Annotated in this window: 10 protein-coding genes; 8 read left to right on the forward strand and 2 right to left on the reverse strand. The window is 57.9% G+C overall.

Annotation, left to right across the window (positions count from 1 at the left end):
- Positions 1 to 148: 148 nt before the first annotated feature.
- The 4 genes from EQV93_RS11555 to EQV93_RS11570 all read left to right on the forward strand — a co-directional run bounded on the left by EQV93_RS11555 (position 149) and on the right by EQV93_RS11570 (position 5,155).
- Positions 149 to 2,266: a TonB-dependent receptor gene (locus EQV93_RS11555; protein ID WP_240891600.1), complete on the forward strand. Its 2,118-nt coding sequence runs from the start codon at positions 149 to 151 to the stop codon at positions 2,264 to 2,266.
- Positions 2,267 to 2,412: 146 nt separating this feature from the next.
- The gene (locus EQV93_RS11560) at positions 2,413 to 3,201 is read left to right on the forward strand and encodes an ABC transporter ATP-binding protein (RefSeq protein ID WP_240891601.1); all 789 of its coding nucleotides are present in this window, start codon (positions 2,413 to 2,415) and stop codon (positions 3,199 to 3,201) included.
- Positions 3,198 to 4,148: an ABC transporter substrate-binding protein gene (locus EQV93_RS11565; protein WP_146384734.1), complete on the forward strand. Its 951-nt coding sequence runs from the start codon at positions 3,198 to 3,200 to the stop codon at positions 4,146 to 4,148. Before EQV93_RS11560 ends, EQV93_RS11565 begins: the two co-directional genes overlap by 4 nt.
- On the forward strand, positions 4,145 to 5,155 hold the full coding sequence (locus tag EQV93_RS11570) for a FecCD family ABC transporter permease (RefSeq protein WP_240891602.1): 1,011 nt from the start codon (positions 4,145 to 4,147) through the stop codon (positions 5,153 to 5,155). The genes EQV93_RS11565 and EQV93_RS11570 overlap by 4 nt, the downstream gene beginning before the upstream one ends.
- A gap of 124 nt (positions 5,156 to 5,279) precedes the next feature.
- Here the strand turns inward: EQV93_RS11570 and EQV93_RS11575 are convergent, their stop codons facing one another.
- Both EQV93_RS11575 and EQV93_RS11580 read right to left on the reverse strand, forming a co-directional pair.
- Positions 5,280 to 6,221, reverse strand: a complete 942-nt coding sequence (locus tag EQV93_RS11575; protein ID WP_240891603.1) for a hypothetical protein — start codon at positions 6,219 to 6,221, stop codon at positions 5,280 to 5,282.
- Between the two features lie 354 nt (positions 6,222 to 6,575).
- Positions 6,576 to 9,992, reverse strand: coding sequence for a DUF4329 domain-containing protein (locus EQV93_RS11580; protein WP_240891604.1), 3,417 nt, complete (start codon positions 9,990 to 9,992; stop codon positions 6,576 to 6,578).
- Between the two features lie 290 nt (positions 9,993 to 10,282).
- On the opposite strand from EQV93_RS11580, the gene urtA reads away from it, so the two are divergent.
- From urtA to urtD, 4 genes are all read left to right on the forward strand, one after another.
- Positions 10,283 to 11,548: an urea ABC transporter substrate-binding protein gene (gene urtA, locus EQV93_RS11585; protein ID WP_122785023.1), complete on the forward strand. Its 1,266-nt coding sequence runs from the start codon at positions 10,283 to 10,285 to the stop codon at positions 11,546 to 11,548.
- A 142-nt stretch (positions 11,549 to 11,690) separates the two neighbouring features.
- The gene (gene urtB, locus EQV93_RS11590; RefSeq protein ID WP_240891605.1) at positions 11,691 to 13,193 is read left to right on the forward strand and encodes an urea ABC transporter permease subunit UrtB; all 1,503 of its coding nucleotides are present in this window, start codon (positions 11,691 to 11,693) and stop codon (positions 13,191 to 13,193) included.
- Complete coding sequence (urtC, locus tag EQV93_RS11595) at positions 13,193 to 14,272, forward strand: urea ABC transporter permease subunit UrtC (protein ID WP_240891606.1); 1,080 nt, start codon at positions 13,193 to 13,195, stop codon at positions 14,270 to 14,272. Before urtB ends, urtC begins: the two co-directional genes overlap by 1 nt.
- Positions 14,269 to 15,114, forward strand: coding sequence for an urea ABC transporter ATP-binding protein UrtD (gene urtD / locus EQV93_RS11600; RefSeq protein ID WP_240891607.1), 846 nt, complete (start codon positions 14,269 to 14,271; stop codon positions 15,112 to 15,114). The genes urtC and urtD overlap by 4 nt, the downstream gene beginning before the upstream one ends.
- Positions 15,115 to 15,120: the final 6 nt, after the last annotated feature.

Consider the following 15,120-nt stretch of genomic DNA (forward strand, 5'->3'; position numbering starts at 1 on the left):
CGAGAGGTGCATTCTAGAGCCTTGTCTATACTGGCGCGCCAGTATCAGACAATACGTAGCTGTTACTATAGAACAAACTATTTAAGCTCTATCCCCGCCGCCAGGAGGCAGCGGGGACACCTCTTGATATAAGCGACTCACTGCCCAGATGAACAAGTACCTGCTTTCCAGCCTCTGCCTGCTGACGATTAACAGCGCGCAGGCGGATGACACCGCACCCTCCTTGATGTTGCCTGCCGCAACCATTACCGCCCCTGAAATCGATGCCGAACAGATCGGCCTCAAAACCGCCACCAGTGCCGGTTCACGCCTGAACCTCAACAGCCTCGAAACACCGGCCAGCGTTGAAAGCCTGACCGGCGCACAAATCCGCGCACGCGGTGACCGCAGTGTGCAGAGCGCCGTAACCCGCACCACCGGCATCAGCAACAACGGCACGCCGGGCAATGGCGGCTCCGCCTACTCGGCGCGGGGATTCGTCGGCGAAGGGTCGGTGATGCAACTGTATGACGGCATTCGCATGTACAGCGGGGCCGGCACCGTAACCTTCCCAGTGGACGACTGGTCGGTCGAACGTATCGACGTGCTGCGTGGCCCGGCCTCAGTGCTGTATGGCGAAGGCGCAACCGGTGCTGTGATCAACGTCATCCCCAAAAAGCCTTTCAGTGGCGAGATCGAAAATCACCTGCGCGTCGGCTATGGCTCCTACGACACTCAGCAACAAGCATTGGACAGCGGTGGCTCACTGACCGACACCCTCAGCTACCGGTTGAATATCAACCATACCCAAAGCAATGGCTGGATCGACCACGGCGACTCGGAAAATACCTTTATCAGTGCGGCCTTACGCTGGCAGGCGACCGACGATTTGGCGTTTACCCTGAGCCACGACTACGGCGACCAGGAGCCCCAGAATGACTTCGGCGTCCCGCTGATCAATGGTCATTATCACAAGAGCCTGCGCGACAAGAATTACAACGTGCGCGACGCCAAGCTGCATTACAACGATCAGTGGACACGCCTGAACACGCAATGGCAGATCAGCGACAACCTCAGCGCCAACAACGAACTGTATTACCTCAAGGCCCAGCGCCGTTGGCAGAACGCCGAACGCCATGCCTGGAATGAAGACCAGCAAACGTTATTGCGCAGTGGCTATTTCAGCATCAAGCATGAGCAGGAACAGGTCGGCGACCGCCAAACCTTTACCCTCAACCATGACGTATTTGGTCTGAGCAGCAAAACCCTGGTCGGTGCAGACTACAACCGGATTCACTTCAACCTGCACAGCAACGCGCCGTATGACGACGTCAATCCAGACGGCCAGCCGATCAATATGTACCACCCGGATCGTGGCGAGTTTGAAAGTGCTTCACCCTACCGCGACCAGTTCAAAACCACGACGCAGCAAGTGTCATTGTTTGCCGAAAACCGCACTGAGCTGACGGACCAACTGTCGCTGGTGACGGGCGTGCGCCGAGACATCGTGCACCTTGATCGCGACGACTTGATCGATGGCACACGCAGTGACCGCAGCCTGTCAGCCAACAGCTGGAAAGTAGGGTTGGTCTATGAGCTGACACCCGACATGTCGGTATATGCTCAACAAGCCACCAGCGTCGATGGCGTGGCCGGGCTGATCAGTTTATATCCGTCCGAGCAAGGGTTTGATCTGGCCCACGCACGGCAGACCGAAATTGGCTTCAAACAGATGTTCTGGGACCAACGCGGCGAATGGACACTGGCTGCGTATCACATCGTTAAAAAGGATTTGCTGACACCCGACCCGATGGTGCCCGGCAACTCACTGCAAGTCGGTGAGCAGTCCTCCAACGGCCTGGAGGCCAGCCTTGATCTGCAACTGCCCCATCGCTGGCAGTTGCAAGCCAATGCTGCGGTGGTGCGAGCGCAATACGACAAATTCGATGACGAAGGCGTGTCGCGTAAAGGCAACCGCCCTACCGATGTGCCACGCCGTACCGCCAACCTGTGGTTGAGCAAAGCCATCACCGATGACGTCAATGCCGGAGCCGGCGTGCGCTATGTTGACTCGCGCTATGCGGATATTGCCAACACCGTGCAGTTGCCGAGCTACACCGTGGTGGATGCGACGGTGAACTGGAAGGCACTGCCTAAAACCACGTTGGGGTTGCGTCTGAATAATGTATTCAATCGCCAATACGCCGTAACGCAATACAATCGCGGCCAGCAATGGATCATGGGCGAGCCGCGCTCGTTCTTCGTGACGGCGGATTACGCTTTTTAAGACCGGCCCTCACCCCAACCCTCTCCCATAGGGAGAGGGCGCTGAGGAGCGGTGTTGCGAACATCGGCTCTTGCTCTTAGTCCCCTCTCCCTCCGGGAGAGGGTTAGGGTGAGGGGCTTTTGACTTTAACTAACAACCGGATGTCCATGACTCACCTCACCCTCACCCAACTCGCCTGGACGCCTTTAGGCCACGGTCATTGCCATCACCAGTTCCACCTGCGCGATGCCAACCTGCACGTGGCTGCCGGCGAGTTCGTGGGGCTGATCGGGCCCAACGGCAGCGGCAAAACCAGCCTGCTGCGCTGCGCCTACCGTTTCAGCAAACCTGAGTCCGGTGAAGTGCACCTCGACCACCACAACCTCTGGCAACAATCACCGCGTTGGTGCGCACAGCGCATTGCCGTGGTACTTCAAGAATTTCCCGATGCCTTTGGCCTGACCGTAGAAGAAGTGGTCGCCATGGGCCGCACCCCGCACAAAGGGCTGTTCGACGGCGACACCGAAGCGGACCGCGAACTCGCTAAAAAAGCACTCGAATCCGTCGGCCTGCAGGGCTTTGAAGATCACGCTTTCGCCACCTTGTCGGGCGGCGAAAAACAACGCGTCATCCTTGCCCGCGCCTTGACCCAGCAACCTGAACTGCTGATCCTCGATGAGCCGACCAATCACCTCGATCCGCGCTATCAGCTGGAGCTGCTGCAATTGGTCAAGCGCCTCAATATCGGCACCCTGGCCAGCATTCACGACCTTAACCTCGCCGCCGCGTTCTGCGACCGCCTGTACGTCATCAATCACGGCAAGATCATCGCCAGCGGCACCCCGCGAGAAGTACTGACCGTCGAACTATTGCGCGATGTGTTCGGCGTTGACGCGCTGGTGGACGACCATCCACTCTCTGGCTACCCACGAATTACCTGGATAACTCAACCATGACGCTGATCCGCATCGCTCTCTGCCTGAGCGTTGTACTGGGTGCACAGCTTGCCCATGCCGAAGCGACGAAATACCCGCTGACGATCAAAAGCTGCAACCGCGATGTCACCTTCAATGAAGCGCCCAAACACGCGGTCAGCCACGACATCAACATGACGCAAATGATGCTCGCCCTCGGCCTCAAGCCGAGCATGGCGGGTTACAGCGGCATCACTGGCTGGAAGTCGGTAACGCCTGAGATGAAGGCCATTCTCGACGGCCTGCCAGAGCTGGCCAGCAAGTACCCGTCGGTTGAAACCCTGCTCAACGCCAACGTCGATTTCTTCTTCGCCGGCTGGGATTACGGCATGCGTGTGGGCGGCGACCTCACGCCGCAAACCCTGACACCGCTGGGCATCAACGTGTATGAGCTGACGGAGTCATGTGCGTTTGTGATGAAGCGCCCACCCGCGAGCATGGAAGACACCTACAACGACCTGCGCAACCTGGGCAAAATCTTCGACGTGCAAGACCGCGCCAATGCGCTGATCGCCCAGATGCAGCATAAAATTGCCGACGTGCAAAAGACGCTACCCGCGGCAAAACCCCGCGTATTTTTGTATGACAGCGGCGAAGACCGCGCCATGACCTCGGGCAAACTGGGTATACCTCACGCGCTGATCGAAGCCGCAGGCGGCGACGACATCTTGAGCGACATCGACGCCAGCTGGACCCGCGTCAACTGGGAAACCGTGGTCGAACGCAACCCTGAGGTCATCGTGATCGTGGACTACAGCGAAGTCACCGCCGAGCAAAAGCAGCGCTTTCTTGAAACCAACCCCGCCCTGCAATCCGTGAGTGCCATCCGCAATAAACGCTTTATCGTCATCCCGTACGTGCAAGCCACGCCGGGTATCGACAACGTGCTGGCCATCGAAACCCTGGCCAAAGGGTTCCACCCACAATGATGGCTCGCCGCTACGCGTTACTCTTGCTTGCCCTTGGCATACTGCTGCTGGTGTCGTGCGTAGTGTCGCTGGGCTTTGGCCCGGCGCGGGTGCCGGTGGACGTGGTGTGGCACATTTTGCTGCACAAGGTGTTTGGCCTCGCAGAGGGAAGCTGGAGCGCAGGCCAGGAACATATCGTGTGGTTGATTCGCGTGCCTCGCATGTTGCTCGGCGCCTTGGTCGGTGCAGGGCTGGCGTTGATTGGTGCGGTGTTGCAAGCCGTGACCCGCAACCCGCTGGCCGACCCGCATTTGCTGGGTGTGACCAGCGGAGCGACCTTGGGCGCGGTGATTGTGGTGCTGCACGTGGGGGAGATTGTCGGTCTGCTGACCTTGCCGATTGCCGCCTTTATCGGCGCCCTGCTGAGCATGGTGCTGGTACTGGCAATCGCCAGCCGACAAGGCCGCCTGGACAGCGACCGGCTGCTACTGTGCGGCGTCGCGGTGTCATTTGTGATGATGGCCGTAGCGAACACCTTGCTGTTTTTGGGCGACCACCGTGCCAGCTCCGCTGTGTTGTTCTGGATGCTGGGCGGGTTAGGGTTGGCACGCTGGGAACTGCTGGCCATTCCCAGCGCCAGCGTGCTGCTGGGGCTGGTGTTGCTGCTGGGCATGGCGCGCCCGCTAAATGCCTTGATGGCCGGTGAACAAACCGCCGTCACGCTTGGACTAAACGCGCGCAATGTTCGACTTAAAGTCTTTTTGATCGCCTCACTGATGACCGGCGTGCTGGTAGCCATCAGCGGTTCAATCGGCTTTGTCGGCTTGATGATCCCTCACATCGCCCGCCGCTTGGTCGGTGCGGAACACCGGCGCTTGTTGCCCGTGTCCGCCCTGCTCGGCAGCGTGTTTCTGGTGTGGGTCGACGTGGCCGCCCGCACCCTGATCGCCCCCGAAGACTTGCCGATTGGGGTGGCCACGGCGGCGATTGGCGGGTTGTTTTTTATTGGCCTGATGCGCAAGCGTTAACACTCACTGTGCAAAGGTCTGGTAGTCGACCTGGCCTCTGACGGGAGTGCAAAGGCCTTTGCACATCAGGCTGGCACACCACTCCCAAGCCCGAATTAAACAGCCCTTGGTTCAAGCGGTTGTGTTATCCACTAATGGGCGGTTTAAACAAAGAGATCCCCACATCATTACATGGTCGGCGGCCGATTAAATACAATGCCTCCCCGACATAAACAAGGCTCGGCTCAGACAGGTATTTGCCATTCGTCACACTCAAATGATATGGGAATTGCGGATGCGTTGGACCGAGTCCTTGTGCACCAAGGACTTCTGTCACAGCACGCTGATCATGAGCATTGACCGAGATGCATATAAGCATACTGCCACCGGCATAAAGTGTTGGAGAACCCTGCACTTTGTAAAAATTAGACCTGTACAGTAACTCCCAGCTATTACTGTGGAACGCATACAGCCCCACACTATCATCTGCCCCTGTCAGTGCAGCGTACATCCGGCTGCCATTACCCGCCAGGGAAGGCGTTCCTTTGAACCTGATACCACTCGCTTTTATAGTATTACCCCATTCGTAATTTTCAAAAATCTTATGGTAAAACTCACCGTTAGAAGTACCCTGCACGCCCAGGTACAGTTGGCCATTCGTGCTGGACACCGAAGGTGCATGTTGGGTCAGTACGCCCGGCACTTCTTGGGCATGCGTCCAATGTTCACCTGAAAAAACATGATAAAGAACCGTTTGTTCATGGGTTGTGTAAAAGCAGAATAAATGCCCCTCATGCACTGTTACCGCCGGTCGACCACGCGCAGGGTGGATAGCATCCAGGTACTCCTGCTTCTGCTCCACCAGTTTGTTCTCCGCATTATTACCGAGCACAAGATAGCTCAGCCCTAAATGACCCGGAAAATTTTCAACCATAAAAAACGCATATATTTTATTATTAAACTCGACTACCGAAATACCGCTACAAATTCCGGTATCTTCAATCGGTGTGACAAGTTCCCACGGAAACACCCATCGAACAGGGGGCGACGAGGGATCATGAGGCTGCGAATGATGATCTTCAGACATTTTTAATTCCTTTTAAAATAGATAGCCAGAGGCAACTTTTTACCTGCAGCTGGAAATTATTCAAGCGACACTACACCACCCATCAAACTTATTATGTGTGCGGCAAACACTACCGCCTTGGCACGCACCATTTTATGTACGTCCGCCTGCAGCAGGGTCATATATAAGTACCCATTCAAGGAGTAAATCATTAACCAAAAGGGTGGCATCGAAGAGTGCTGGCGTATTCCCAATTTAGAATTGCGCCTCGGCGCTGCTCATCTCGTCGAGCTCTCGTCAGTTCATACCCACGAGCGGCAACGTCTGCCCCTTTAAAAAGCTCAACCTGCGTGTGATCTCGCTACCAGCCCTGATTCAAAGCTCGTCTTTGTTACCTGCCGTCGGCGAGCGCGCCCACGGCAGCTCGGGGCTGACCTTTGCAGGTTCAGTGGTCTTCCAGTCCGCGGTCACCCACCCCACTCGCGACCAGTTTTCGCTGGGGTTAACCACGACCAACTCCCCCGCTTTGAGTAATTTGGCGATGTACTGGCTTTCCGTTTCGAGGCCTTTATCTACCCACTCTTGATCCAGGTATTGGTTTTCCCAGTAGTCATACCCCAGGACCAATTGGCACAAGTCATCTTCAGCTTTGCCGCGACGACGCACGTATTTCAACAGCGATCCATCATTACCCGCCGCATAGGCAATGTTGAGTGAAAACTCCAGCCGCGGGAGGCTCTTGGTCATAAAGCAAATGTCCACCGGCCAGAACGCGTTATCGACCCAGTTGCTCTGGCCGGGTCTGAGCACACTGGGCCTCACAGGTTGATGCGCATAATAAACAGCGACAGGACCGTAACCCGACGGCAAAGCGGGTAACGGTCGCGACCGGCCTGAAGTTCGTTCAAACAGCGGATTGAGGAAAATGGTGTCTTGAGCATTAGCCGGAGCGCCATTGGTTTCAGGCTCCTGCGGTACATAGAGGGTCTGCGCGGATGAAAAAAATACCGCGCCCACCACATGATGCGCATGCGGGCGCCGCAGTTTGCGGTTGCTGTAGAGCGCTGCATCATCGATATGGCTGAACGCGGGGCCCAGCGCCGGCACAGTGGCGGCAGGGCGACCGGTAATGTCCACGTCCATGGCGAAAGGCCGCCAGCCGGAGGTGACAGGCCCCGGCGTCGCCCACATGGAACTGGCCAGCAGCACCTCCAGATAACCGCTGCCGGCCACCTTGCGCACGTAATCCGGGGTGCGCAGCTTATTGCTGTTCAACATGGCAAGTATGGGCTCGTTCGGCCCAAACCCACTTTCCAAATTCAGCACCGTGTTCAGGTTAACGGCCTTGTAACTCAGCAGCGCCCCATTGCGGGTTGATATAAATATCGTCGGATAATCAAGCCGCCCTGCAGACAGGTCACGCACCGAGCTTGAAAGCACCGCAAGGTTCACCAAGTCGGCAGGGGCAATAAAATCACCAAACACATCATCGGACTGCCGTTCAGCGGGGACTTTAGGCGTAGCCACATACACCGAATCGCACGTAAAACCGGCAGGCAGGCTGTACATCTGAGCGCCCAAAGGCCGCGGGAATACATTGCTGAGCAGTGCGGTACGGGTGCGCAGAGGTTCTGTGGCGATGTACTGCTCAGCGTTCTGGCTTTTGAGGATGACCCCAAACTGCGTATGTCCACGCGAGCCCATGCGGCCATGAACATAGCGCACAGCATCAATGGCCTGGCTGAACACCGGGCTAAAGGCCGGTTGCAGGGTGAGCCTGCCCCTCTCGACGGGAGCTTGAGCAGGCTGCCATTGCGACGTGACCTTGCCTCGTTCCCCCCATAAGCGACTGGCCACCACAACGTGCAACTCCCCTGCCCGCGCCACCTGGGTAATGAATTGACTCGGCATGAGCGAATTGTCGCGCAGCTTGGTCTGGCTAAGATTGTTGCGCGCCTGCTCGGGGTGAGCGGCGGGAGGCGAGAGACGCACCAAGAATCGCGTTTCAAAGTCAGAACCGCTGGGTATGTACTTGAGCAGTGCACCGTCTTGCGCCGAAAAGTAGCGAACCTTGCCTCGGCGATCCAAAATTGCGCTGCGCAGCTCATGGGGCGCAAACAGTGTGCGGCTCAGCTGATCTTCAATGGCCGGGCGCCACAGCTGCAAAGGCGTGATGCGACGGGTGTGGTAGCTGCCGGCCACCACGCAGCCATAGGGGATAAACGATGACTGTTCGGGTGGAAATACCACCGTCGGATCAAAGGTTTCTGTGCGTACGGCAATCGGCTCGGTGACCACGAATAGATTGTCCTGCCGCTTGAGGATCAACCCACCGTAGGTGTAATCCACGCGCCGGGCAATTTGCTCATGGGCATAGCGAACGGCATCGTCCATCTCAATAAAGACAGGGCTCAACGTGCGCCTCATAAAGCCATCGAAGGGCTGCCAGCCAGACCCTACCTGACCTTCTATCCCCCAGACTTCACTGCCTCGCACCACCCTCATTTCACCGGTGTGGGCCAGGGCGTGAATCAACGATTCGATCTTCTCTTCCCCCGTCAGCACATTGCGCAGCAAGGCGATACCGCCACCTTCACGCTCGGGCAACCTGGCAAAAAGGGTTTGCTCAACCGGCGAAGACTTGGACACGTACTTCAACAGCGCCCCGTCTCGGGCCAGGATATACAGCGGCAACGCCGTAATACTGTTAGGTGCAGCCAGTTCCCGGGCTTTCAAAATGCCTTTTTCCAGCGCATCGATGTGCAGAAAGTTTTTGTACACCGACGGCTGAGCGGCCGGGATCAGTGCCGGGTCACGATATTCTGCATCAGCGCCGTACACTGCAACGATTGCAAAGCCCGCCGGCAACTGAGGCTCGCCATCACTGCCGACGGCGAAAGCCCGGGCAAAAGCGAAATCCAACGCCCCTGTCACGGGTTCGCAGACGATAAATTCATTCGTCGAGGTGTTTTTGAGGATAAACCCGTAATGCTGATCGGTAGTGTGATCGGAGCGTGACCGGATGTACTCCAAGGCCAAATTTTCGCTGTCCAGCAGCGGGCCATACGCCGGACGCTGGATAACCACACTGTCGTTAACCGCTTGATTGCCAGGTGAGAAAAAGAAGAAATCCGGCTCCAGTTTCCCTACTTTTCCGCGCCAGACTTCGGTGCTCTGGATAACGCTCACTTCCAGCGTTTCCACCACCTGTTTGACGAAATCAATCAATTCGTTAAGCAGCGAGCTGTCTTCAATAGCCAATGACAAGTAGGCAAACAGCTCCTTCGAATTATTGGTCGGACTGGTTTTAGCCTTGAGCAAAGAGCCATTGAACCCCGACAAATAGTGAGTCCTTACAAAACTGGAGAACCCCAGCAGGGTGTGTATGTCTGCAGGCAAATAAAAGTTGACCAAGGTCAGCACTTCTTCCCGCGATCCCCCAGGCGGCACCCGTTGCGTCTCGGCGAGTTGGTGCGCCCGCGAATGATAGAAGGCGTGACACGTGTAGCCCTCTGGATGCTTTAGCAAGCCTTTGGCATCGCTCGATAAAAACTGCTGCGGGCTAAACTCGCCACCCGCCAGCTTGACCGGCCGCGAAGCTACGAATCGCCCTAAAGCATCTTTCAGAATGAGCCCCCCATACCCGGCATCACGCTTGCCCCCGATCAACTCATGGGCAAAACGTGCTGCATCGTCGGGGTTCACAAAGCTCGGGCTCAAGCCCGGCAGGTTCACCGTTTTATTGGGCGTTACCCCTATTTGCGGAATTTCATAGACAGGTTCCATAGACATTCATCTCCTTGATGATGTGGTGACAGCAGGTGCCGGTTCACCGCAATCCTTGGCCTTATGGACGGCCACGAGGTGGTAGTTAATTAGCCACTCACCACGCCAAGCACCAAAGCGGCGCACCCACCCGCACCACGCGACCACGCAAGCGCCGAATCAGTGCAAAGCCACGCCCACTATTCGCGCAAATACCCACGCTAGAGCCTTGGCTCAATCCCGGCACAGCCTTTGCAAAAGCCTGTGCATCGTCCGTATCTGCAACTGATAAAAATCACGTTCCTGGAGACCGCACCATGAAGCGTCGTAACTTGATCAAAGCGTTTACCCTCACGGCATCCATTGCAGCCATGGGCATGTCCTGGACCCTGCAAGCAGCCGAAACGATCAAGGTCGGGATTCTGCATTCCTTGTCCGGGACCATGGCGATCTCCGAAACGTCGCTTAAAGACATGGCGCTGATGACCATCGACGAGATCAACGCCAAGGGCGGGGTGAACGGCAAGATGCTCGAACCCGTGGTAGTGGATCCGGCGTCCAACTGGCCGCTGTTTGCCGAAAAGGGTCGCCAGTTGCTGACACAGGACAAGGTCGCCGTGGTGTTTGGTTGCTGGACATCCGTGTCGCGCAAGTCCGTGTTGCCGGTGTTTGAAGAACTCAACGGTCTGTTGTTCTACCCGGTGCAATACGAAGGCGAAGAGATGTCGCCTAACGTGTTTTACACCGGCGCCGCGCCGAATCAGCAGGCGATCCCGGCAGTTGAGTACTTGATGAGCGAAGACGGCGGCAGTGCCAAGCGTTTCGTGCTGCTGGGCACCGACTATGTGTACCCACGCACTACCAACAAAATCCTGCGCGCGTTCCTGCATTCCAAAGGCGTGGCCGACAAAGACATCGAAGAGGTCTACACCCCGTTTGGTCACAGCGATTACCAGACCATCGTGTCCAACATCAAAAAGTTTTCGGCCGGCGGCAAAACGGCTGTGATCTCCACCGTCAATGGCGACTCCAACGTACCGTTCTATAAAGAGCTGGCCAACCAAGGCCTGAAAGCCACCGACGTGCCGGTGATTGCCTTCTCGGTAGGCGAAGAAGAACTGCGTGGCATCGACACCAAACCGCTGGTGGGCAACCTGGCGGCCTGGAACTACTTCCAGTCAGTAGAGAACCCGGTGAACAAAAAGTTTGTCGATGACTGGAAAGCCTACGCCAAGGCCCACAACCTGCCGGGGGCCGATAAAGCGGTGACCAACGACCCGATGGAAGCCACCTATGTGGGTATCCACATGTGGGCGCAGGCCGCTGAAAAAGCCAAATCGACTGATGTGGATAAAGTGCGCGAAGCCATGGCAGGCCAAACCTTCGCCGCGCCATCGGGTTACACACTGACCATGGACAAGACCAACCATCACCTGCACAAACCCGTGATGATTGGCGAGATTCAGGACGACGGTCAATTCAACGTGGTGTGGCAGACCAAAGAGCCGATCCGCGCCCAGCCGTGGAGCCCGTACATTCAGGGTAACGATAAGAAGCCGGATCACGCGGTGAAGAGTAACTAAGCACATCAAAAGCCCCCTCCCCCTAACCCTCTCCCAGAGGGAGAGGGGACTGATCAGTGGCGTTGCACAGATTTGCTTTAGTCCCCTCTCCCTCTGGGAGAGGACCTGAAGATCGACCACCTGCCCAACAGGGACACACGCTATGCCCACTGCCCTTTACCGCCTGATCCTCAGCTGCCTGCTGTTGCTGCCATGGGCCGCCCACGCCGATGACGCGAGCGACTTCGCAGCGGCCAATAATTCAGAGCAAGCCCAACTCCTCGAAAACTGGGCTGCACACCCCACCCCCGCGCGAGTTGAGCTAATCAACAGCCTGCAACAAGGTCTGCTCACCGTCGACGGCGCCCCTCAGAAGTTACGCCTGAACAACCGCCTGCGTGGTCTGATCGATACCGCCGTGGCCAGCCATCAACTGCTGGCCGCCGACCCGAAACTGCGCCTGGTCGCGGCGCAACAGTTGCAAAAATCTGCCAAACCGGCGCAGCTCAAGTTCCTCGACCAGCAACTGGCAGCCGAGACCGACAGCGATGTGCACTCGGCACTCAGCCTGGCGCTGGCCAATCTGCAACTGGCCGACCCCGACCCGGCAGTCCGCCTGGCCGCTGTACGCCTGCTCGGCGAAACCGGCGAACCGCTAGCGCGTACCCGCCTTGAAAGCCTGCTGCAACCCGACGTCGAAACCGACGCTTCCGTGCGCACCGCCGCCGAAACCAGCCTGGCGCAAGTCAACCGCAAATTGCTGATCGGCGACGTATTGGGCCAAGCCTTCAGCGGCCTGTCACTGGGTTCGATTCTGCTGCTCGCGGCACTCGGGCTGGCCATCACCTTCGGCCTGCTGGGGGTGATCAACATGGCCCACGGCGAGATGTTGATGCTGGGCGCCTACTCCACCTATTGCGTGCAAGTGCTGTTTCAGCGCTTCGCCCCCGGCGCCATCGAGTTCTACCCGTTGCTGGCATTGCCAGTGGCGTTCTTCGTCACCGCCGCCGTGGGCATGGTGCTGGAACGCACCATCATTCGGCACCTCTACGGCCGACCGCTTGAAACCCTGCTCGCCACATGGGGCATCAGCCTGATTCTGATCCAGCTTGTACGCGTGCTGTTCGGCGCACAGAACGTTGAGGTGGCCAACCCGGCCTGGCTCTCGGGCGGGCTGCAAGTGCTGCCCAACCTGGTGCTGCCGTACAACCGGCTGGTGATCATCGTCTTCGCCCTGGCGGTGGTGGTGCTGACCTGGCTGCTGCTGAACAAGACACGTCTGGGCCTCAACGTGCGCGCGGTCACCCAGAACCGCAACATGGCCGCCTGCTGCGGCGTACCTACAGGACGCGTGGACATGCTCGCGTTTGGTCTTGGCTCGGGCATTGCCGGGCTCGGCGGTGTGGCCTTGAGCCAGATCGGCAACGTCGGCCCGGACTTGGGTCAGGGCTACATCATCGACTCGTTTCTGGTGGTGGTACTGGGCGGCGTCGGCCAACTGGCAGGCACCGTGTACGCGGCCTTCGGGCTGGGCATCGCGAACAAGATTCTTGAACCACAGATTGGCGCCGTGCTCGGCAAAATCCTGATCCTGGGGCTGATCATTCTGTTTATCCAGAAGCGCCCGCAAGGTCTCTTCGCGCTTAAAGGACGGGTGATCGACTGATGAATCAGCCTCTTATGTTGACGGCCACGCAAAAAGCCGGCCCCAAACTCACCGCGCTGGTGGGCGGGCTTGTGTTGCTGGTGCTGCTGGCCATGCCGCTGCTCTCGTTATTACCCGCCGACAGCCCGTTTCAGGTCTCGGCTTACACCCTGACCTTGGTGGGCAAGATTCTCTGTTACGCCATCGTCGCTCTGGCGCTGGATCTGGTCTGGGGCTACGCCGGGTTGCTGTCGCTGGGCCACGGTTTGTTCTTCGCGCTGGGCGGCTATGCCATGGGCATGTACCTGATGCGCCAGGCCTCGGGCGATGAGTTGCCTGCGTTCATGACCTTTTTGTCGTGGACCGAGCTGCCGTGGTACTGGGTCGGGACCGAACATTTCTGGTGGGCCATGTGCCTGGTGGTGCTGGCTCCCGGCTTGCTCGCGTTGGTGTTCGGCTTCTTCGCTTTCCGCTCGCGGATCAAGGGCGTGTATTTCTCGATCATGACCCAAGCCCTGACCTTCGCCGGGATGCTGCTGTTTTTCCGCAACGAAACCGGCTTTGGCGGCAACAACGGCTTTACCAACTTCCGCAGCATTCTGGGGTTTGGCATCACCGAACCCGGCACCCGCGCAGTGCTGTTCTTCGCCACCGTGGTGTTGCTGGTGAGCAGCCTGTTTCTGGGTTGGCGCTTGGCGCGCAGCAAGTTTGGCCGCGTGCTGACCGCGTTGCGTGACGCCGAAAACCGCCTGATGTTCTGCGGCTACGACCCACGCGGTTTCAAGTTGTTTGTCTGGGTGTTGAGCGCGGTGCTGTGCGGCTTGGCCGGTGCGTTGTATGTGCCGCAAGTGGGCATCATCAACCCCGGCGAAATGTCACCGACCAACTCCATCGAAGCGGCCGTGTGGGTGGCCTTGGGCGGACGCGGCACCTTGATTGGGCCTTTGCTCGGCGCAGGCGTGGTCAACGGCATGAAGAGCTGGTTTACCGTGGCCTTCCCTGAATACTGGCTGTTCTTCCTGGGCGCGCTGTTCATCATCGTGACCCTGTACCTGCCCAAAGGCGTGATCGGCCTGCTGAAGAAAAAGGGCGAACAATGAGGAATGTCATGCTCGAACCTATCCTCGACCCGAACAAGGACGCCGGCAGCAGCCGCGACGCCATCAGCTTTGGCCAGCGCGCTGAACCGGGCCTCAACACCCGCCACGGCACCATCCTGACGCTGGAAGACATCAGCGTCAGCTTCGATGGTTTCAAGGCACTGAATAACCTCAACCTGTACATCGGCGTGGGTGAATTGCGCTGCATCATCGGCCCTAACGGCGCCGGTAAAACCACGATGATGGATGTCATCACCGGCAAAACCCGGCCCAGCGAAGGCCAGGCCTGGTTTGGGGAAACCCTGGATCTGCGGCAGATGAGCGAAGTGAAAATCGCCCAGGCCGGGATTGGCCGCAAGTTTCAAAAGCCCACTGTTTTTGAAGCCTTGAGTGTGTTTGAAAACCTTGAACTGGCGCAGAAAACCGACAAATCGGTGTGGGCCAGCCTGCGCGCCAAACTCACCGGCGAGCAAAAAGATCGCATCGGCGAAGTACTCAACACGATCCGCCTGACCGGCTCGGCGCAGCGCCCGGCGGGGTTGTTGTCCCACGGCCAGAAACAGTTTCTGGAGATCGGCATGCTGCTGGTTCAAGACCCGCAACTGTTGTTGCTGGACGAGCCGGTGGCGGGCATGACCGACGCCGAAACCGAGTTCACCGCAGAACTGTTTAAAAGCCTCGCCGGCAAACATTCGCTGATGGTGGTGGAACACGACATGGGCTTTGTGGGCTCGATTGCCGACCACGTAACGGTGCTGCATCAAGGTAGCGTTTTGGCCGAAGGTTCGCTGGAACAGGTGCAGGCGGATGAGCGAGTGATTGAGGTTTACCTGGGTAGGTAGCGAACC

Source organism: Pseudomonas sp. TMW22091 (assembly GCF_022496705.1).
GTDB classification, from domain to species: domain Bacteria; phylum Pseudomonadota; class Gammaproteobacteria; order Pseudomonadales; family Pseudomonadaceae; genus Aquipseudomonas; species Aquipseudomonas saxonica.